This window comes from Bradyrhizobium sp. C-145, from assembly GCF_023375135.1.
Lineage (GTDB): Bacteria > Pseudomonadota > Alphaproteobacteria > Rhizobiales > Xanthobacteraceae > Bradyrhizobium > Bradyrhizobium zhanjiangense.
Window position 1 is genome coordinate 880001 of sequence record NZ_CP088150.1, and the last position, 18870, is coordinate 898870.

The 18870-nt window shown below is 64.3% G+C and carries 17 protein-coding genes and 2 pseudogenes; 6 read left to right on the forward strand and 13 right to left on the reverse strand.

Annotation, left to right across the window (positions count from 1 at the left end):
- Positions 1–32 precede the first annotated feature (32 nt).
- Positions 33–632, forward strand: coding sequence for a hypothetical protein (locus tag LRP30_RS04110; protein ID WP_128931235.1), 600 nt, complete (start codon positions 33–35; stop codon positions 630–632).
- A gap of 146 nt (positions 633–778) precedes the next feature.
- Here LRP30_RS04110 and LRP30_RS04115 read toward each other — a convergent pair.
- The 9 genes and pseudogenes from LRP30_RS04115 to LRP30_RS04155 form a co-directional block, all read right to left on the reverse strand.
- A pseudogene (locus LRP30_RS04115) lies at positions 779–1777 on the reverse strand (IS481 family transposase); the annotation flags it as partial.
- Positions 1778–1897: 120 nt separating this feature from the next.
- Positions 1898–2740: an IS21-like element helper ATPase IstB gene (gene istB, locus LRP30_RS04120; protein ID WP_249756397.1), complete on the reverse strand. Its 843-nt coding sequence runs from the start codon at positions 2738–2740 to the stop codon at positions 1898–1900.
- Positions 2737–4239 carry an IS21 family transposase gene (gene istA / locus LRP30_RS04125; RefSeq protein WP_249761693.1) on the reverse strand — a complete coding sequence of 501 codons (1503 nt, stop codon included), beginning with the start codon at positions 4237–4239 and terminating at the stop codon, positions 2737–2739. Before istA ends, istB begins: the two co-directional genes overlap by 4 nt.
- 224 nt (positions 4240–4463) lie before the next feature.
- A pseudogene (locus LRP30_RS04130) lies at positions 4464–4640 on the reverse strand (helix-turn-helix domain-containing protein); the annotation flags it as partial.
- Between the two features lie 223 nt (positions 4641–4863).
- A complete protein-coding gene (locus tag LRP30_RS04135; protein ID WP_128931236.1) occupies positions 4864–5952 on the reverse strand; it encodes an ABC transporter substrate-binding protein in 1089 nt (362 codons plus the stop codon).
- 180 nt (positions 5953–6132) lie between these two features.
- Positions 6133–7446: a Gfo/Idh/MocA family oxidoreductase gene (locus tag LRP30_RS04140; protein ID WP_249759439.1), complete on the reverse strand. Its 1314-nt coding sequence runs from the start codon at positions 7444–7446 to the stop codon at positions 6133–6135.
- 169 nt (positions 7447–7615) lie between these two features.
- On the reverse strand, positions 7616–8416 hold the full coding sequence (locus LRP30_RS04145) for a phytanoyl-CoA dioxygenase family protein (protein ID WP_128939973.1): 801 nt from the start codon (positions 8414–8416) through the stop codon (positions 7616–7618).
- Positions 8417–8553: 137 nt separating this feature from the next.
- On the reverse strand, positions 8554–9231 hold the full coding sequence (locus LRP30_RS04150; RefSeq protein ID WP_249759440.1) for a GntR family transcriptional regulator: 678 nt from the start codon (positions 9229–9231) through the stop codon (positions 8554–8556).
- 200 nt (positions 9232–9431) lie between these two features.
- Positions 9432–10289, reverse strand: coding sequence for a sigma-70 family RNA polymerase sigma factor (locus tag LRP30_RS04155; RefSeq protein ID WP_249759441.1), 858 nt, complete (start codon positions 10287–10289; stop codon positions 9432–9434).
- A 99-nt stretch (positions 10290–10388) separates the two neighbouring features.
- Between LRP30_RS04155 and LRP30_RS04160 the strand changes: the two genes are divergently transcribed.
- Positions 10389–10844, forward strand: a complete 456-nt coding sequence (locus tag LRP30_RS04160; protein ID WP_128937126.1) for a carboxymuconolactone decarboxylase family protein — start codon at positions 10389–10391, stop codon at positions 10842–10844.
- Between the two features lie 68 nt (positions 10845–10912).
- Here the strand turns inward: LRP30_RS04160 and LRP30_RS04165 are convergent, their stop codons facing one another.
- Both LRP30_RS04165 and LRP30_RS04170 read right to left on the reverse strand, forming a co-directional pair.
- Entirely contained in the window at positions 10913–11725 is an 813-nt protein-coding gene (locus LRP30_RS04165) for an alpha/beta hydrolase (RefSeq protein ID WP_249759442.1), read from the reverse strand.
- 3 nt (positions 11726–11728) lie between these two features.
- Positions 11729–12547 carry an alpha/beta hydrolase gene (locus LRP30_RS04170; RefSeq protein WP_249759443.1) on the reverse strand — a complete coding sequence of 273 codons (819 nt, stop codon included), beginning with the start codon at positions 12545–12547 and terminating at the stop codon, positions 11729–11731.
- 138 nt (positions 12548–12685) lie between these two features.
- On the opposite strand from LRP30_RS04170, the gene LRP30_RS04175 reads away from it, so the two are divergent.
- Positions 12686–13228, forward strand: coding sequence for a methylated-DNA--[protein]-cysteine S-methyltransferase (locus LRP30_RS04175; RefSeq protein WP_128931243.1), 543 nt, complete (start codon positions 12686–12688; stop codon positions 13226–13228).
- A gap of 103 nt (positions 13229–13331) precedes the next feature.
- Here the strand turns inward: LRP30_RS04175 and LRP30_RS04180 are convergent, their stop codons facing one another.
- Both LRP30_RS04180 and LRP30_RS04185 read right to left on the reverse strand, forming a co-directional pair.
- Positions 13332–14876: an acyl-CoA synthetase gene (locus tag LRP30_RS04180; RefSeq protein WP_249759444.1), complete on the reverse strand. Its 1545-nt coding sequence runs from the start codon at positions 14874–14876 to the stop codon at positions 13332–13334.
- Positions 14877–15054: 178 nt separating this feature from the next.
- Positions 15055–16227, reverse strand: coding sequence for an acetyl-CoA C-acetyltransferase (locus LRP30_RS04185; protein WP_249759445.1), 1173 nt, complete (start codon positions 16225–16227; stop codon positions 15055–15057).
- A 208-nt stretch (positions 16228–16435) separates the two neighbouring features.
- Between LRP30_RS04185 and LRP30_RS04190 the strand changes: the two genes are divergently transcribed.
- The 3 genes from LRP30_RS04190 (at position 16436) to LRP30_RS04200 (ending at position 18856) form a co-directional block, all read left to right on the forward strand.
- Complete coding sequence (locus tag LRP30_RS04190) at positions 16436–17038, forward strand: TetR family transcriptional regulator (protein WP_164939298.1); 603 nt, start codon at positions 16436–16438, stop codon at positions 17036–17038.
- A 53-nt stretch (positions 17039–17091) separates the two neighbouring features.
- Positions 17092–17850 (forward strand): SDR family NAD(P)-dependent oxidoreductase, encoded by a 759-nt coding sequence (locus tag LRP30_RS04195; RefSeq protein ID WP_128939966.1) that lies wholly within the window; start codon positions 17092–17094, stop codon positions 17848–17850.
- Positions 17851–18049: 199 nt separating this feature from the next.
- On the forward strand, positions 18050–18856 hold the full coding sequence (locus tag LRP30_RS04200; RefSeq protein WP_249759446.1) for an enoyl-CoA hydratase-related protein: 807 nt from the start codon (positions 18050–18052) through the stop codon (positions 18854–18856).
- Positions 18857–18870: the final 14 nt, after the last annotated feature.

Below are 18870 nucleotides of genomic sequence, written 5' to 3' on the forward strand. Positions count from 1 at the left end.
ACCTCGCCATCAAAAGATCTGAGGAGACTTCCATGCCCGCATTGCTTCGTCCCACCCTCACTGTGCTGAGCGCTGCGTGCCTTCTGTCCGCAGTATCCCTCGTCTCCTCCGACGCAGCATTCGCGCAGGCCAAGCAGCAGCCGGCACCCGCCCAGCAGGCGGCGCCGGCCCAGCAGCAGCAAGCTCCAGCGCTGAAGCAGATCGCACTGACCGACAAGCAGCTCGATGGCGTGCTCGCCGCGCAGAAGGACATGGACGCGATCACGGAGAAGCTGCCGGAGAACACCGCGCCCGACCAGAAGGTGATCGCGCGGCTCGAGGAGGTCGCCAAGAAGCACGGCTTTGTCAGCTACGACGACTACAACAACGTGGTCGACAACATCAGCCTCGTGCTCGGCGGCTTCGATCCCGCGACCAAGAAATATGTCGGCCCCGAAGCCGTGATCAAGGCGCAGATCGCGCAGGTGCAGGCCGACAAGAAGATGCCGGCCAAGGAGAAGAAGGAAGCGGTCGACGAGCTCAACGAAGCGCTGAAGACGCCGGCGCCGCAGATCGAGAACAAAGGCAACATCGATCTCGTCGGCAAGTACTACGACAAGCTGGTCGCCGCGCTCGGCGACGACGAGAATTGAGAGAGTTGGCGGCGCGCTCTTTATGCACCGCACCTCTCCGCTGTCATGCCCCGGCTTAACCGGGGCATCCAGTACGCCGCGGCGGATGTGGTGAGAGCGAGCTCTCTAACGCCGGCCTCTGGATACTGGATCGCCCGGTCAAGTGTTCAGCCCGGGGACATGACCGACGGGTGTTCGGGGACATAGCCGACACTTTCTCCGCTCGCCAAGTCGATGATAGCGATTTGGTGGGCGGCAAAGAAGATCCCGTATTGCGCATCGTTTGCCGAGGGGCGGATGGCGAGGCGCTCGCCACGGAAGGCCTGTGGCACTTTCCACAGACGTCCCTTGAAGCTGACATAGGCCTTGGTCGTGGAGACGCGGCGCACGATCTCATGGCTGTCGTATTCGACCTGTGGCAATCGATCGGGCATTGGTCGCTGGCTGGGCCGATATCGACTGGCCGGGACCTGTTGTCCGAGCGCCTCGTGTGGCCGTTCGAAGTTGTAGACTTCCCGCCAGGCGTCGAAGGCACGCTGCGTCTCTGCGAGATCGCGGAACTGTCGCAGTGCGAACACCTCAGCCGCGAGGGTGCGGTGGAATCGTTCATTCTTGCCGCGGCTTTGCGGGTGATATGGGCGGCTGCGGATGACGGCGACGCCAAGCTTGAGCAGCCACACCGAGAACCGTGTCCATCGCTCGCCGGAAGGATCACCCCAGGGCGAACCATTGTCGACGAAGAAGGCCTCCGGGAGCCCGTAGTGGCGAAAGGTCTTCTCCAGGCGGCTGCGCACGGTATCTGTGCGTTGATCGGCACAGGCCTGCAGACACAGATCATAGCGGGAGTGGTCATCCACCACCGTCAGAGGATGGCACTGGGTATCATTGCCGAGCCGAACCCAGCCTTTGAAGTCCATCTGCCACAACAGATTGGGGGCCGGCATCTCGAAACGCTGGCTTGCCATCGGGCCGCCGATCGGAGGCTTGATGCGGCCAGACCGACGCAAGATCTGATGAACTGTTGAGACTGCTGGCGAACGCAAACCATTGCGCTCCAGGCAGTGAGCTATCTTGCGAGCTCCCCATGCCGGATGGGCATCGCGCACCGCGAGAATACGTGCCTCGAGCTCGCAATCGGTCTGTCCCGGGCTCGCATGCGGTCGGCGTATAGCGCGACAATCAGGATGAGAGCGGCGCGTCAATCAAGATGAGACGAGGCGGCCGAGTCAGGAGATAATTGACGCTGGCCGCCGGCTTGGCAAGCGTTGATTGACGCTGCGCGACAATCAAGCGGCGCTGCCAGCGTCAATCGCAGTCTTGTCGAGTTCGTTGGGGGTAGTGTGAACAGGCGGCCGGCCTGGACCGCGCTTGCGATCGAGGGCAACTTTTCGACGGTAACTTTCGACGTTCATCTCGAGGATCGTGGCGTGGTGGACCAAACGATCGATGGCAGCCAACGTCATTGCTTGGTCCGGGAAGATACGCCCCCATTCGCCAAATGGCTGATTGGCCGTGATCAGCAGCGAGCGTCGTTCGTAGCGGGCGGCGATCAACTCGAACAGCACACTGGTTTCCGCCTGATCCTTGCTCACATATGTGATGTCGTCGAGGATCAGGAGGTCATAGCGATCGAGTTTGCCGATCGCGGACTCCAGCGCCAGCTCGCGCCGCGCGACCTGCAGCCGTTGCACCAGATCAGTGGTGCGCGCGAAGAGAACGCGCCAACCGTTCTCGACGAGAGCCAGGCCGATCGCCGCGCCGAGATGGGTCTTGCCGCCGCCCGGTGGACCGAACAAGAGCAAATTGGCGCCGGCCTTCAACCAGGCGTCGCCGGCAGCGAGCGCCATCGCCTGTGCCTTTGATAGCATCGGCACGCTCTCGAAGTCGAAGGTGGCGAGCGTCTTGCCGGCGGGCAAACGCGCTTCCACCATGTGTCGCTCGATCCGACGGCGGGTACGATCGGATGCCTCGTGCTCGGCAAGGGCGGCGAGGAAGCGGGCGGCAGGCCACCCTTCCTTGTCCGACTGTGCGGCGAGCTTCGGCCAGATCGCCTTGACGCCCGGCAGGCGGAGCTCATTGAGAAGCAACTCGACACGAGCAGCATCGACGGAGGTGGCGATGCTGGTCATGCTGCCTCTCCCAGATTCGAGCGGCCCGACATGACGCTGACGGAGGCGAGTTCATCGTAGACGTCGAGCGGCGCCAGCTTGACGGCGACGCGCGGGATCGAGGCCGCCTCGGGTCGGAAGCGGTCGCGCAGCGCGGCAAGATCGGGTAACTGTCCGGCGTCCAGATCCATCGCGATCGCCTTGGCGAGCTCGGCTTCGCAGGCTCGCTCGTGGGCCAGCGCTAGAAGTTCGACCGTCACCTTGCAGGCGCGCCGATCGTCACCGTGCTCCCGCAAGGTCTCGAACAGGCGTCTGTAAGCGGCGCGCGGGAAGAGCTGGTCGCGATAGACGAGGTTGAGGAGCGCCATCGGCTTGCGCCGCAGGGCATGGATGACGTGCCGATAATCGACGACATGCCCGCCCTGGCTCTCCGACACAGGCCGACCGCGCCGCAACGTCACAACCGGCGTGACGCCGAGGAAGCATTCGAGCCGGTCGTCGAAGATGCGCACACGCAGGCGATGGCCAATCAGCCTTGAAGGAACGGTGTAGAACACGCGCCGCAGGATGAAGCCGCCTGACGACGTCACCGGGATCACTTTCTCGTCGAAGTCGGTCGTGCGGCCTTTCGGCAGCGGCGCCAATGCCTCCTTCTCGAGCGCGATCGGCTTGGCGAGATTGGCGTTGCGCCGGCCGACAATCTCGTCGACAAAAGCCCGGTAGGCATCGAGACTGGCGAAGTCGCGCGTCCCCCGCAGCAACAGCGCATCTTCCAGTGCGCGCTTGAGATGGCCGTGCGCACTCTCGATCGAGCCGTTCTCGTGTGCAATGCCCGCATTGTTGCGTGTTGGTGCCATGCCATAGTGGCCCATCAGCGCAGCGTAGCGCTGTGTCAGATCCTCACGCGCGTCAGCCGCCAGATTGCGGAACGCCGCCGATAGGCTGTCGCTGCGATGCTCCCGTGGAACGCCGCCAAGCGCCCACAGGGCGTTCTGCAAGCCCTCCGCCAGGGCGACGAAGCTTTCGCCCCCGAGCACGACATGGGCATGCTCGAAGCCGGAGAACGCCAACCGGAAGTGATAGAGCCGGTGATCGAGTGGCTCACCTACGATGGTAATGCCGAGCGCGCTCACGTCGGTGAAGTCGGACAGACCCAGCCGCCCGGGCTCGTGCTCTTGGCGGAAGATCACGTCCTGTTCGGGGCCGTTGAGCGCCCGCCACGCATTGATGCGCCGCTCCAGCGTGCGTCGGATGTTGGGGTTGAGGTCGCGATGCCGCCGGCGCAGTTCGTCCAGCACACCGATCACGCGGATGCCGGGAGCAGCCTTCAGGATCGGAACGATCTCGGCGTCCCAATAGGGCGCGAGTGGATCGGATCGTCGCCGGCCCCTCGGCGCCTTCTTCTGCGATGGCGGGCGCGCATCGCCCTCAATCCGATACGCACTCGCTTTCGAGAACCCCGCCTTGGCCGCGGCCGCTTCGGGGGACAATGTCAGTCGGTAGGTCATGTACAGCCTCATCTGATGGTCGGTGATGTGAAGGCCAGGCAAGGCATCGATTCCCTCTTGTCGAGACGAATCAAAAGCTTGCACCAGCCCCGCCCAGCCGCCAGACGGGTCCAAAAACGCGCGACGCCGATGGGGACGGTCCTCCGGTCGGGCTACGCCCTCCCTTCGGTCCGTCCCCATCGGCGCAGTCTCACCTTGATTGTCGCTGGAGTCTCACCCTGATCGCCGCCGCGCAGTCGGCGCGAGCGGTCGTTGACATTCTGATCCGCTTGCCATCGTGCAAGCCACTTGTAGCCCGTGTCGGGATGGATATTGAACCGCCGGCAGAGCTCCCGCCGGTTCGCTCCCTCCTGCATCGCAAGCCGCACGAACTCCCGCCGCTGATCCATCACCGACACCTCTCGCCAGGGCATGGACTTGGCCTCCTTTACCGCCAAATCCCTGCACTATGATGTGTCGGCTATGTCCCCGAACACCCGTCGGTCATGTCCCCGGGCTGAACATCAAGCCGGGCGATGACACCTTTCGGGTAGCTCCATCTCTCGCCAAACTGTGCAATCATAGCCGCGCTCAACGCAAAAGCCCCGGAGACATCTCCGGGGCTTTCGTCGTTTCGCCGATTGCCGCGCGAGGCAGCTACGTCCGCGTCCGCATCCGCATCATGAAGCTGTCGAAGCTCAGCTCCGCGACCTGCATCCAGGCCAGCGACTCGCTGCGATAGGCGGTGAGGCTCGCATACATCTTGGCAAAATGCGGGTTGCTCTTGGCGAGATCGGCGTAGACCCCGTTGGCCGCGCCGTAGCAGGCTTCGAGCACCTCCTGCGGGAACGGCTTGAGGATCGCACCGGCAGCCAGCAGACGCTTCAGCGCCGGCGGATTGACCGAATCGTACTTGCCTGTCACCCAGGTGAAGGTGTCCAGCGATGCCGCGCTGATTGCGGCCTGATAGTGCTTCGGCAGCGCATTCCACTTTTCGAGGTTCATGAGGTTGTGGCCCTGGCCGGTGCCTTCCCACCAGCCCGGATAATAATAGTATTTCGCCACCTTCACGAAGCCGAGCTTCTCGTCGTCATACGGCCCCACCCATTCGGCCGCGTCGATCGTGCCCTTCTCCAGCGCTGGGTAGATGTCGCCGGCCGCGATCTGCTGCGGCACGCCACCGAGCTTCGAGATGATGGTGCCCGCGAAGCCGCCGACGCGGAATTTCAGCCCCTTGAGATCATCGACGGTCTTGATCTCCTTGCGGAACCAGCCGCCCATCTGGGCGCCGGTCGAGCCTGTGGGCACGCCGATCGCGTTATGCTCCTTCAGGAGCTCGTTCAGCATGTCCTGACCACCGCCCCAGATCAGCCAGGAAATGTGCTGGCGCGTGTTGAGCCCGAACGGCAGCGATGTGCCGAAAGTGAAGGCGGGATTCTTGCCCCAATAATAATAGAGCGCGGTATTGCCGATCTCCACGGTGCCGTTCGAGACCGCGTCGAGCACCTGCAATCCCGGGACGATTTCGCCGGCGGCGAAGGGCTGGATCTGGAACTTATTGTCGGTGATCTCGGCGACGCGCTTGCAGAAATATTCGCAGCCGCCATAGAGCGTATCCAGAGATTTCGGCCAGCTCGCCGCTAGGCGCCATTTCACCTCGGGCATCGATTGCGCGATAGCCGGTGCAGCAACTGCGCTTGCGGCAAGGCCCAGCCCGCCTGCCGTCAGGAATTTACGACGTTCCATGCATTCCCTCCTGTGATGTCGAGTCCTCGACGAGGGGATCGCGATCTTGGCGCCGCTTTGTCTTCGTCGCTGGCCGACGTTTCTTGGTGTCCGAAATTCAAATGTCCCGGATCGCGCTCAGGATGGCGAAAGGGCGGCAGCAAAGCAAGCGCACATTTGGTTGCGCTGCCGGCGACGCCCTCAATGCTGCGCTGCGAACGCGGCCTCCATGGCCTTGCGTGCTTTCACCGTCTCGTTTCCCGCATCGAACTCGACGTCGCTCCAGCGCACCACCGCGCCATGCGCGACGTCATGCCTCAGCTTCACGCCATGCGCGAGGCCGATCGGCAGCGCGCCGGTCTTCAGGCTCGCGGCCGCCGGTACCAGCTTGCCCCACACGGTGTAGCCGCCTTCGCCATCCAGCATCTCGCCGGCGTGCAAATTGCGTTTTGCCACAGCCGCGACATCGCCGCGGAAGCCGTTAGCTTGTCCGGTCGGCTCACCCCGCAGCGCCGCCGACAGCACCGAGATGTTCAGTTCGAGCCCGATCAGATGATAGGGCTTGTACATCGCCGCGAAACGCCCGCTGGCGTCGGTCTTCAGGCCGTATTGCCTGAAGCAGTCGGCAGCATAATCGTTCGGTGCCTCCAGCACGACATAGACGCCCCAACGCAGGTCGCGAAACACCGGCCGGCCGTCGCGCTCGAGTGAAGAGACCACTTCCACCACGCCCGATCGCTCCAGCACGCCGCCGCGCGAGCGAGGCCGCATGATGTGCGGCAGATCGTCGACGCCGCAGGGCGGAAACAGCAAGCCGTCGGCGGGCACGTCGAGGGTGCAGGCATTGGCGATCGCGGCCATCTCGATCGCCGATTTGGTGCCGTCGAGGAAGGAGTTGAACATCTGCGGATTCATCCCGGCCGACTGCGCTTCGCTCGCGGTGAGGCCGTAATGCTGCCAGACGCCATCAGGCGTCACGTCGTGATAGGCCGGCAGATATTTTGTGCCCTTGCCGGCAGCGACGACGTGGAATCCTGTCGCGCGCGCCCAATCCACCATCTCCGCCGTCAGCGCCGGCTGATCGCCATAGGCGAGCGAATAGACCACGCCCGCTTTTCGCGCTTCCTCGGCGAGCAGGGGGCCCGCCAGCACGTCGGCCTCGACATTGACCATCACGATATGCTTGCCGGCCGCAATCGCAGCGCGCGCATGCTTGATGCCGACGGCGGGATTGCCGGTCGCTTCCACCACCACGTCTATCGCGCCGCCGGCGATGGCGCGCGCACCGTCATCGGTGAACGTGGTCGCGGCGATGCGGTCTGTATCCCAGCCGACAGTGCGGCAGGCCTCGCGTGCCCGGTCGCGGTCGATGTCGACGATGACAGGCACCTCCAGTCCCGCCGTGTGCGGCACCTGCGACAAAAACATCGAGCCGAATTTCCCGGCGCCGATCAGCGCGACGCGAACGGGCTTGCCGGCGGACGCGCGAGCTTGCAGGAGGCGGAAGAGGTTCATGTGGGTGTCCGAGAGTGCGTTGTCTGTTGCGCGACGCGAAGTGCGAAGTATCAACGTTCGTCATTCCGGAGCGACGCGTCAGCGTCGAAGCCCGGAATCCATCGGGCCGCAGAAACTGCGGATAAATGGATTCCGGGCTCGCGACTTCGTCGCGCCCCGGAATGACAGGTTACTCCGCCGCCTGTCGCGGCGCACGTGCGAGCCGTAGCAGCGCGTCGTCATCCACCGTCTTGATCGGCGCGAAATCGCGATGCGCGATGTAGTCCGGCCGCGTCGGGGTGCGGATGTAGTTCGAGACCGCGTTCAGCGTCAGATACACGATCTTGCGTGGATAGGGCGTGATGTTGCCGCTCGAGCCATGCACGAGATTGCCGTGGAACATCAGCATGCCACCGGGCTTGCCCGTGGGCGCCACGATGCCGCCCTGCTTGACGAGCCGCGTCACGGTGTCCTCGTCCAGCGTCCACAGCGGATAGGAGGTGGTGGCGAGGTCATGTGAGGCTTCGAGATCGCCCGCGTTCTGGCTGCGTGGCACCAGCATCAGGGGGCCGTTGATCGGCATCACTTCGTCGAGGAAGATCGCAATGTTCATCGCGCGCGGCTCCGGCATGCCGTCGTCGCGCTTCCAGGTGCCGTAATCCTGGTGCCATTGCCAGACGTCGCCGGTGAAGGCCGATTTCGCGTTGATCTTGAACTGGTGCATGTAGACCGGCTCCCCGAACACCTGCTCGACCGGCTCGATCATGCGCGGATGCGCGCCCAGGATGCCGAACGCCTCGTTGTAGAGATGCGCGGCAAAGGCGGTGCGCGGCGCGCCGCTCTTCTCGCGCCAGACCTCCGGTCGGTTGGCGTCGTAGATGCCGACCGCCTCGCGCGCGAGCAGATCGACCTCCTCCGGACTGAACAATTCGGGCAGGAACAGCCAGCCCTCGCGGTGGAAGAACTCCAATTGCTCCTGAGACAGTTTCATGGGGCGTCCTCCTTGGTTTTGTTTATTTGTTTTCTCTCTCGTCATGCCCGGGCTTGTCCCGGGCATCCACGTTCTTCGTCGAGCAAAGGCGTGGATGGCCGGGTCAAGCCCGGCCATGACGGCGCAGGTGCAAATGACTACGCCGCCACCTCTTCCGTCGCCCTCAATCTCTCCTCGGTCATCCGTCCCGCCGTCTGCGCATGCGCCAGCGCCGCGCGTTCGGCGGCGTTCGCATCGCCCGCGAGAATGTGTTTGGCGATATCGGCATGCTCCGCCCAGGCGCTGCCGCGATAGTCGAGCTCGGCGAGCACCGTCGCCATCGAGCGGCGCATGTGCGGCCATTGCGGCGCCATCGTTTCCTCGATCACGGGATTGCCGGCGAGCTGATAGATCGCGCGGTGAAAATCGACGTCGAGCACGATGAGCTCAGCGAGCGTCGTGTTGCGATCGATGCGGCGTCCGGCCGCAAGCGCCGCCTCCAGCCGCGCGCGAGCCGCGGCGTCAGTGCCTGCGCGCTCGGCGGCAAGCCGGGCGGCCAGCGCATCGATGGCGCCGCGCACCTCGTAGAGCTGGCGGATGCGTGAGGGGTCGAGCTGGGTCACCTCAAAGCCGCGCTTGCCGCTCTCGGCGACGAGGCCCTGCCGGTGCAACAGATGCAGTGCGTGCGACACCGGCTGGCGCGAGACGCCGAGCTTGTCGGCGAGCTCGTTCTGCCGGATGCGCTGTCCGGGCTGAAGGGTCCGGTCGGAGATCGCCTCCAGGATCCGGGCGTAGACCTGGTCGATCAGGTTCGGGAGCGGGTCGAGAGGGATCACGCCGGCAGCTCCGGAGACGTAAAGAAGGAATACGGAATTCCGTATTCGAAGCTACGCCGCGGGATCGACCGCGTCAAGCGGTACCGGAGGGTGGCCCCGACCTTCGTTTCGGAGCGGCTAAGCAATTGATATTGCTACCGCTGTCTACTGTGCATGGGGTTGTTTTTCGAGAAAAATGATCTGGCCTGGGTCGATGCCATCTAGCGCTCGAGCACCTCCACATCGAGCGTCGCAATTCGCTCGGCATCGGCCGTCGCATCGATCCCGGCGATCCGGCCGTCCCTGAAGCTGACGCGCAGCGCGATGCGCAGCTGGCCGCCGAGAACGACGGCGACGCCCATTTCGCCATCGACCAGCGCGGCCTGTGCCGCCTGAGCACGGCCCTTGAAGGTCTGCGCCACCGCGTCGGCGCCGCGGATCTCGGGCAGCGAGCCGAGCCGCACCGCGGCCTGGTCGGCGCGGAATACGACGTCGGGATCGAGCACGGCCAGCAGGCCCTCGAAATCGCCCTCGCGCGAAGCTTTGAGGAAGGCATCGACGATTCCGCGCTGGCGCGACAGATCCGTCTCCGGCACCGGCGCGCCCTGCACGCGCCGCCGCGCACGACTCGCCAGCTGCCGCGAGGCGTCAACGGAGCGGCCGACGATCGGCGCGATCTCCTCGAAGGGAACGGCGAACATGTCGTGCAGGACGAAGGCAAGCCGTTCCGCCGGCTGCAATGTCTCCAGCACGACCAGCAGCGCCGCGCCGACGGAATCGGCCATCTCCGCCTCGCGCTCCCGCGTCTCGTCGACCGGCTCGGGCACGTCCGGACCCATCGGCTCTTCCTTGCGCGACTTCCGTGCGCGCAGCATGTCGAGGCAGATCCGCGCCACCACGGTGGTCAGCCAGCCGCGCAGGTTCGCCACATCGGACATGTCGTAGCGGCTGACCCGCAGCCAGGCCTCCTGCACGGCATCCTCGACCTCAGCGCGGGAGCCCAGCATCCGGTAGGCGACCGCGCGCAGATGGTCCCGGCTGGCCTCGAACTGGCGGGTGAGAAGATTTTCTTCAGTCATCGGTCACATTCCCTCATCGCGATCCGTCATGCCCATGACGAAGCCAATCCGGTCGATGTGACCGGAACCTTCGAAATTCTCGAACGGAGACGCAAGATGATGCACGCACGAATGAACCATCCGGTCATGGTCCTGCCGGAGGCGATGAATGTCCTTCAGTCCCTCGGCAATTTGACCAAACAGGTCCTGCCGGAAAAGCTCCTGGAACTGGTGCACCTGCGCGCCAGCCAGATCAATGGCTGCAGCGTCTGCGTCGACATGCATCCGAAGGTCGCGCGCAAGCTCGGTGAGACCGATGAACGCCTGTTCGCCGTGTCCGCCTGGCGCGAGGCGCCCTATTTCACCGAAGCCGAACGCGCGGCGCTGGCGCTGACCGAGGCGGTCACGCGTCTTGCCGATCGCGAGGATCCCGTGCCGGATGCGATCTGGAACGCGGCCGCCAAGCATTTTGACGAGCGCGAGCTCGCCACGCTGATCCTCTCGATCGCAACGATCAACGTCTGGAACCGGCTGAACGCGACGATCAAGATGCCGGTCGGCGTTTGGAAGGTGTGAGCACGTGTGAGGGAGGCACTGACCGTGCACTCCCTCGCCCCGCACGTGGGAAGAGGCAACGAGAGCGCCTACTCCGCCAAGAACCTGTTCACTGCCTCGCCGAACTCCAGCGGCGCCTGTTCGAACATCCAGTGGCCGGCGTTCGGGATCACCGCTGTCTTGCTGCCTTCGATGTGCTCGGCCAGCACGCGCCACATCACCGACAGGCTTCCCGTCGTCGCGCCGCCGCCGATCAGCAGCGTCGGCGTCCTGATCGCCTGCGCATCAGCGAGTGTGTAGGGCCTGCGCTGCTCGTTGATCTGGCCGAGGAAGGTCAGTGCGTTATCGCGGAGTTGCTGCTTGGCCGCCGCCGGCACGCGGCGCCAGGAGCCGTCGCCCTCGATGCCTTCGTAAAAATTCTGCAGCGCGCTCTCGATGTCGCCGGCGCGGATCATCTCGACCGAGCGGGCGGTGCGTGCGGCGAGCGGCGGATGCGTCGGTGTGCCTGCGGGAACCGGCAAGCTGGCATCGAGATCGCCGCCCGGTTCGGCCAGCACCAGTTTTCGCAACAGATCCGGCCGGGCCTGCGCCACGCGGAAGGCGATGTGGCCGCCGCGCGAATGTCCCATCAGATCGACCGGTCCGGGCTGGACCTGCTCGATGAAGGCGATCGTATCGGCGACATGCTGGGCCATCTTGTAGTCGTCGCCGACGGCATCCCAATGCTCCGGAAAGAAGTGCCGCAGGCTGACCGAGATCACCCGATGGTTCTTCGACAGCGGGCCGAGCACCGAATACCAGGTGCGGAAGTCGCCTAACGTGCCGTGCACGCAGACCAGCGGTGGGCCGTCTCCGACTTCGAGATAGGCCATGTCGTAACCGTTGACACGAAATGTCCGCATGGGTCAGCTCGCCAGAAAATCCAGCACCACTTCGGAGTATTTTTGCGGTGCCTGCTCGAACATCGGGTGCGTCGCGTTCGGGATGACCGCCGTCTTTGAATAAGGCACATGCGCCGCGAGCGCGTGCAGCACCTTCGGCAGCAGGCCCTTGGTCCGCGCGCCCAGGATGAACAGCGTCGGCATTTTGATGGACTCCGCGTCCGCCTTCGAGAACGGCGGGCGTTTGTCGCGGACCTGGCCGATCAGCGTCATGGCATTGTCGCGCAGATTTTGCTTCACCATCGCCGGTAGTCGCGGCCAGGTGCCGGGGCCCTCCAGCGTGTCGACGAAGACGGCAAGGCCGCCGTCGACGTCGCCAGCTGCGATCTTCTCGGCCGAGGCCGAGAACCGCGCCAGCAGCGGCGAGGGGCCGCCGACATGATCGGGATCGAGGCTTGCATCGAGCTCGCCGCCGGGCTCGGCCAGGATCAGCCGCCGGAGCAGGTCCGGCCGCGCCTGCGCAACGCGGAAGCAGATGTGCCCGCCGCGGGAATGTCCCATCAGGTCGACCGGCCCGAGGTCGAGCTTTTCGATGAAGGCGATGACGTCGTCGACATGCTGGGCAATCGAATAGGTGTCACCGAGGCCGTCCCATTGCGCCGGGAAGAAGTGCCTCAAGCTGACAGCGATCACCCGGTGTCGCTGCGTCAGCGGTCCGAGCACGCAACCCCAGATGCGGAAGTCCGAGAGCGAGCCGTGCACGCAGACCAGCGGCGGGCCGCCTTTGGCTTCGCCCACGTCGAGGTAGGGCATCTCGTATCCGTTGACGTGGAGGCTTTGCATTCTGGGCTCGCGCGAAGGAACAGGAACTCCTGTGCAAGATTCCCGGAAACCGGGTGGATCGCAACTATTTCCAAGCCTAGATTTCGCAGGAGATCAAAGAGGGGGGCCTGCGACGAGAAGCAAGCCAGGAACCAAGCCATGACCGACCAGCATTTTGCCCTGTTCGACACCAGGATCGGCCTGTGCGCCATCGCCTGGGGCCCGCGCGGCATCAACGGCACGCAATTGCCGATGGGCGGCGAGCAGAAGATCCGCACCCGTATCCATCAGCGCCATGCCGAGGCGACCGAAGCCGAGCCGACCGCCGAGGTGCAGCGGGCGATCGACCGCATCGTCAAGCTGCTCGCGGGCGAGCCGGATGATCTCACCGACATCCCGCTCGATCTCGACGGCGTGCCCGAGTTCAATCGCGGCGTCTACGACATCGCCCGCACCATCCCGCCCGGCAAGACCATGACCTATGGCGACATCGCGAAGCAACTCGGCGGCGTCGAACTGTCGCGCGACGTCGGCCAGGCGCTCGGCCGTAACCCGTGCCCGATCGTCGTGCCCTGCCATCGCGTGCTGGCGGCCGGCAACAAGCCCGGCGGCTTCTCGGCGAATGGCGGCGTGGTGACGAAGCTGAAGATGCTCGAGATCGAAGGCGCGCTGGTGAACCACACGCCGAGCCTGTTTGATTGAGGTTGCGGGACGCGTAGGGTGGGTTAGCCGAAGGCGTAACCCACCTCTTTCGCCTCCATGGAGACAAGGGTTACGCTACGCTAACCCACCCTACGAACCCCCGCTAAATCTTCGCCGCCGTCTTCGGCCAATACTTGTCGCGCAGATGGCGTTTCACCAGCTTGCCCGTGGGCGTGCGCGGCAGCTCGGCCTCGAAATCAATCGAGCGCGGACACTTGATGGCGGAGAGGCGGCCCTTGCAATAGGCGATCAACTCGGCCTCGAGCGCCTTGCCGGCACGGCTCATGTCGTGCGGCTGCACCACCGCCTTCACCTCTTCGCCCATCTCCTCGTTCGGCACGCCGAACACGGCGACGTCGGCGACGTCAGGATGGGTGATGAGCACGTCCTCGGTCTCCTGCGGGTAGATGTTCACCCCGCCGGAGATGATCATGTAGGACTTGCGATCGGTGAGATAGAGGAAGCCGTCCTTGTCGAGATAACCGACATCGCCGAGCGTCGACCAGCCCTTTGCGTTGTAGGCCTTCTTCGTCTTTTCAGGGTCGTTGTGATAGGTGAAGGCCGGCGCGTCGGCGAAGTAGACGGTGCCGATCTCGCCCACCGGCTGCTCCTCGTCGTTCTCGTCCAGAATCTTGACCTTGCCAACCACGGCGCGGCCGACGCTGCCGCGGTGCGCCAGCCAATCTTTCGAGCTGCAGACGGTGACGCCGTTGCCTTCCGAGCCGGCATAATACTCGATCAGGATCGGTCCCCACCATTCGATCATCTTGGCTTTGACGTCGACGGGGCAGGGTGCGGCGGCGTGGATCGCGCCCTTCAGCGTGGAGACATTGTATTTGGCGCGCACCTCGTCCGGCAGCTTCAGCATCCGCACGAACATGGTCGGCACCAGCTGCGACTGCGTGACCTTGTATTTCTCGACGAGCTTCAAAAATTCCTCGGCATCAAAATGCTCCATGATGATGGAGGTGCCGCCGAGCACGACTGCCATCATGTTGAAGCGCAATGGGGCCGCGTGATAGAGCGGCGCCGGAGAAAGGTAGATTGTGTCGGCGTTCATGCCGCACATGTTGGCGCAGAGCACGCGCAGGAATGCGTTCGGCTCGTCGATCGGCTTGCCCTCGAACGCCTTCTTGACGCCTTTGGGGCGGCCCGTGGTGCCGGACGAATACAGCATGTCGTAGCCGGCGACCTCGTCCGCGATCGGCGTCGTCGGCTGCGCGCCTGCTTCCTTGTCGTAGGAGCGGAAGCCCGGTAGCGGCTCGTCCATCATGTAGAAGATCGGCTCGCCGGCAGCGCCCTTGATCAGGCCCTTGATCTGGTCGGCGCATTTCGGCGTCGTGATCACGACCTTGGCGCCGCAATCCTTGACGATGTAGTCGATCTCGTCCTGCTTCAGATAGCGGCTGATCGCGGTGTAATAGAGCCCGCTGCGCTGTGCCGCCCAGCAGATCTCCATGAAGGCGAGCCGGTTCTCCATCAACAGCGCGATGTGGTCGCCGGCCTTGAGACCAAGCGAGCGGAAGAGATGCGCGCCCTGGTTCGAGAGCTCGTCGAGCTCGCGATAGGTGATCGCCTTGCCGGTGCCGGCCATCTGATAGGCGATCTTGCTCGGCGTTGTCTTCGCGTAGACGGACGGATGAGTCATGAAAGTTGGTCTCGCAACAACAAAGGTGTCATCCCGGCGAAAGCCCGGGATCCATAACCACCGAAACAGATCGTTGAAATGCGATGTCGCCCCAGCTCGCCCCTACCACAGACTCTTGTGGTTATGGGTCCCGGCTTTCGCCGGGACGACACCTTTAGTGTGGCAACTGCAACGGCGCTTACATCCGCTCCACGATCGTGACGTTGGCCATGCCGCCGCCCTCGCACATGGTCTGGAGGCCGTAGCGCTTACCGCGCTGATGCAGGGCGTGGACCAGCGTGGTCATCAGCTTGGTGCCGGAGCCGCCGAGGGGGTGGCCGAGCGCGATCGCACCGCCGTTGACGTTGAGACGCTCCGGATCGGCGCCGGTGGTCTTGAGCCAGGCGGTCGGCACCGAGGCAAAGGCCTCGTTGACCTCAAACAGATCGATGTCGCCGATCTTCATGCCGGCCTTCTCCAGTGCGCGCTTGGTCGCGTGCAGCGGAGCGTCGAGCATGATGACGGGATCGCCGCCGGTCATGGTCATGTGGTGGATGCGCGCGAGCGGCTTGACGCCGAGCTGCTTCAGGCCGCGCTCGTTGACCACCATGACGCCGGAGGCGCCGTCGCAGATCTGGCTGGCGCTGGCCGCGGTGAGCTTGCCGTTCTCGGCGATCAGCTTGACACCCCTGATGCCTTCGATCGTTGCATCGAAACGGATGCCTTCGTCGATGTGATGGGCGTCCTTGCTGCCGTCGGCACGGGTGATCTCGAGCGGCACGATCTCCTTCTTGAAGTGACCCGCTTGCGTCGCCGCGATCGCGCGCTGATGGCTGCCAAAGGAGTATTCGTCGAGCTCATCCTTGGAGAGGCCGTACTTCTCGGCCATCATCTCCGCGCCGGTGAACTGGCTGAACATGATGTTCGGATACTTCTTCTCGATGCCCGGGCTCTTGTAATTGCCAAAACCGTTCTTGGCCGGGAGCTGTGACGACAGGCCCATTGGCACCCGCGTCATCGATTCCACGCCGGCGGCGATCACCACGTCCATCGCGCCGGACATCACGGCTTGCGCGGCGAAGTGCAGCGCCTGCTGCGAGGAGCCGCACTGGCGGTCGATCGAGGTGCCCGGCACGCTCTCCGGCAGTTTTGACGCCATCACCGCGTTGCGTGCGATGTTGTTGGACTGCTCGCCGACCTGCATCACGCAGCCCATGATCACGTCCTCGACCAGGGCTGGATCGACCTTGGTGCGGTCGACCAGCTCGTCCAGCACCTTGGCGGCGAGATCGGCCGGATGCCAGCCGGCGAGGCGGCCCCCCTTGCGCCCGCCGGCGGTGCGCGCAGCGGCGACGATGTAAGCCTCGGCCATGTCGGTTTCTCCCTGAATTCTTGATTGGGTTGGTTGTCGGGGACGGATTTAAGGGACGCGAGATCGTTTAGTCAATCGATCAATTAACTCTTGTGATAGGGCGCTGCTTGGGCTTATCTGCGCGCCTCACGAGGCATGTTCAGGGATCTCTGTGGCTACCAGCGTACCGACCAAGCTCCCCAGCGGGAAGAATTCCACGGCAGAGAAATTGCTCGTGGCCGCGAGCGAGCTAATGATCGAACGCTCCTCGATCGAGATCTCGCTCTCCGACATCGCCCAGAAGTCCGGCGCCAATGCCGCGCTGGTCAAATACCATTTCGGTAACAAGGACGGCCTGCTGCTGGCGCTGCTGGAGCGCAACGCTGCGACCGAACTGTCCAATCTCGAATATCTGCTGGCGCAGCCGATCACGCCGACCGCGAAGCTAAAGCTGCACATCGGCGGTATCATCCGCGCCTATTACCGGTTCCCGTATATGAACCGGCTGATCCACTATCTCCTGCATGAGACCAAGCCGGAATGCGCAGATGAGGTGTCGAAATTCTTCGTCGCGCCGCTGCTGGACTTCCACCGCCGCCTGCTCGCCGACGGCGTCAGCCGCGGCGAGTTCCGCGCCACCGATCCTGTGCTGTTCTACACCAGCCTGATCGGCGCTTGCGATCACCTGTTCTTCGGCCGGCACGCAATGTCTCGCGCGACCGGCGTCGGCCCGGTCACCGACGAAGTCTGCCGGCAATACATCAAGCACATGGAAACGCTGATTTGCGGCGGCATCCTCACGCAAGCCGAGGAAGCTGCCGCGGCCGGATGATCCGGCCGAACCTTCAAGTCCAGAGAAGAAACGCCCAAGGAAAGGTACAAGCGATGCAGTTGAAAGACGTGGCCGTTCTCATCACCGGCGGCGGTTCGGGCCTGGGTGCCGCGACCGCTCGGGCCATGGCCGCCAAGGGCGCCAAGATCGGCGTGATCGACCAGAGCAAGGAAAACGCCGAGAAGGTCGCCGCCGAGGTGAAGGGCGTCGCGCTCCATGCCGACGTCACCAGCGAGGAGCAGATCAAGGCGGCGATCGCCAAGGCGGAAGCCGCGCATGGCGTCGCGCGCGTGCTGATGAACTGCGCCGGCATCGGCGGCTCGCAGCGCATCGTCGGTCGCGACGGCGTCTACCCGCTGGAAAAGTTCGCGCGCATCATCAACGTCAATTTGATCGGCACCTTCAACTGCCTGCGGCTGTTCGCAGAACGTCTCGTCACGATCGAGCCGGTCGGTGAGGAGCGCGGCGTCATCATCAACACCGCCTCGGTCGCCGCTTACGAAGGTCAGATCGGCCAGATCGCCTATTCGGCGTCGAAGGGCGGCGTCGTTGGCCTGACGCTGCCGGCGGCGCGCGACCTCGCCAGCCAGAAAATCCGCGTCAACACTATCGCGCCCGGCTTGTTCTTCACACCGCTGCTGATGGGCCTCAACGAAGAGGCCCGCAAGAGCCTCGGCGCGCAGGTGCCGCATCCCTCGCGTCTCGGCGATGCCGCCGAATACGGCATGCTGGCGGTCCACATCGTCGAGAACCCGATGCTCAACGGCGAGACCATCCGCCTCGACGGCGCCATTCGCATGGCGCCGCGGTAAGCGGCGCTTCTTACCCTCCCCTGGAGGGGGAGGGTCGGCGCGAAGCGCCGGGGTGGGGTGATCTCTCCACTCGGGCACTATTCGGTGAGGAGAGACTGTCACCCCACCCCGTCTCACATTTCGCTCCGCGCAATGTGAGCCGACCCTCCCCCTCCAGGGGAGGGTAGCAGTCCGGCCCGTGACCGATGTGCGAGGTCCCATGTCCCAACCGCTGCTGATCGAGCATGACGACGGCGTCGACCGGGTGACGCTCAATCGTCCTGACAGCCTCAACGCGCTCGATCCCGCGCTGATCGATGCTCTCAACGTCTATTTCCAAAGCCTGCAGCGCAACCGCGACACGCGCGTGGTGGTGTTGCGCGGCGCCGGCAAGAATTTCTGCGCGGGCCTCGATCTCAAGGCCGCGATGGCTCGCCGCACGGGTCAGCAGGAGCCGCCTGGTGTGACCGAGTCTCTCGATTCGCAGCGGCGCATCGCCGACATCGTGATGCTGATGCGGCGTTGCCCGCAGCCAATTCTCGCGCTGGTGCAGGGCGCCGCGGCCGGTGGCGGCTTCGCGCTGGCGCTGGCGTCCGACATCCGCATTGCGACGACATCGGCGCGGATGAACTGCGCTTTCATCAAGCTCGGCCTCGGCGGCTGCGACATCGGCACCAGCTATTTCCTGCCGCGCCTCGTCGGCGTGTCCGTGGCATCGGAATTGATCCTGACCGGGCGCTTCATCGGCGCCGAGCGCGCGCTGGCGGTCGGGCTCGTCTCGGAGGTCGTCGACGAGGACAAGCTCGACGACGCGGCCGCGCCTTATATCGACGCGATGATGACGGCCTCGCCCGTGGGGCTGCGTCTGTCCAAGGAATGTCTCAACATGAGCGTCGATGCCGGTTCGCTGGAAGCTGCGATTGCGATGGAGGACCGCAACCAAGTCCTGTGCAGTCGTTCCGAGGAGTTTTCGGAAGGCATCAGGGCCTTCCTTGAGAAGCGAAAGCCTGTCTATATCAAGCGCTGAACGAGAATGATCCG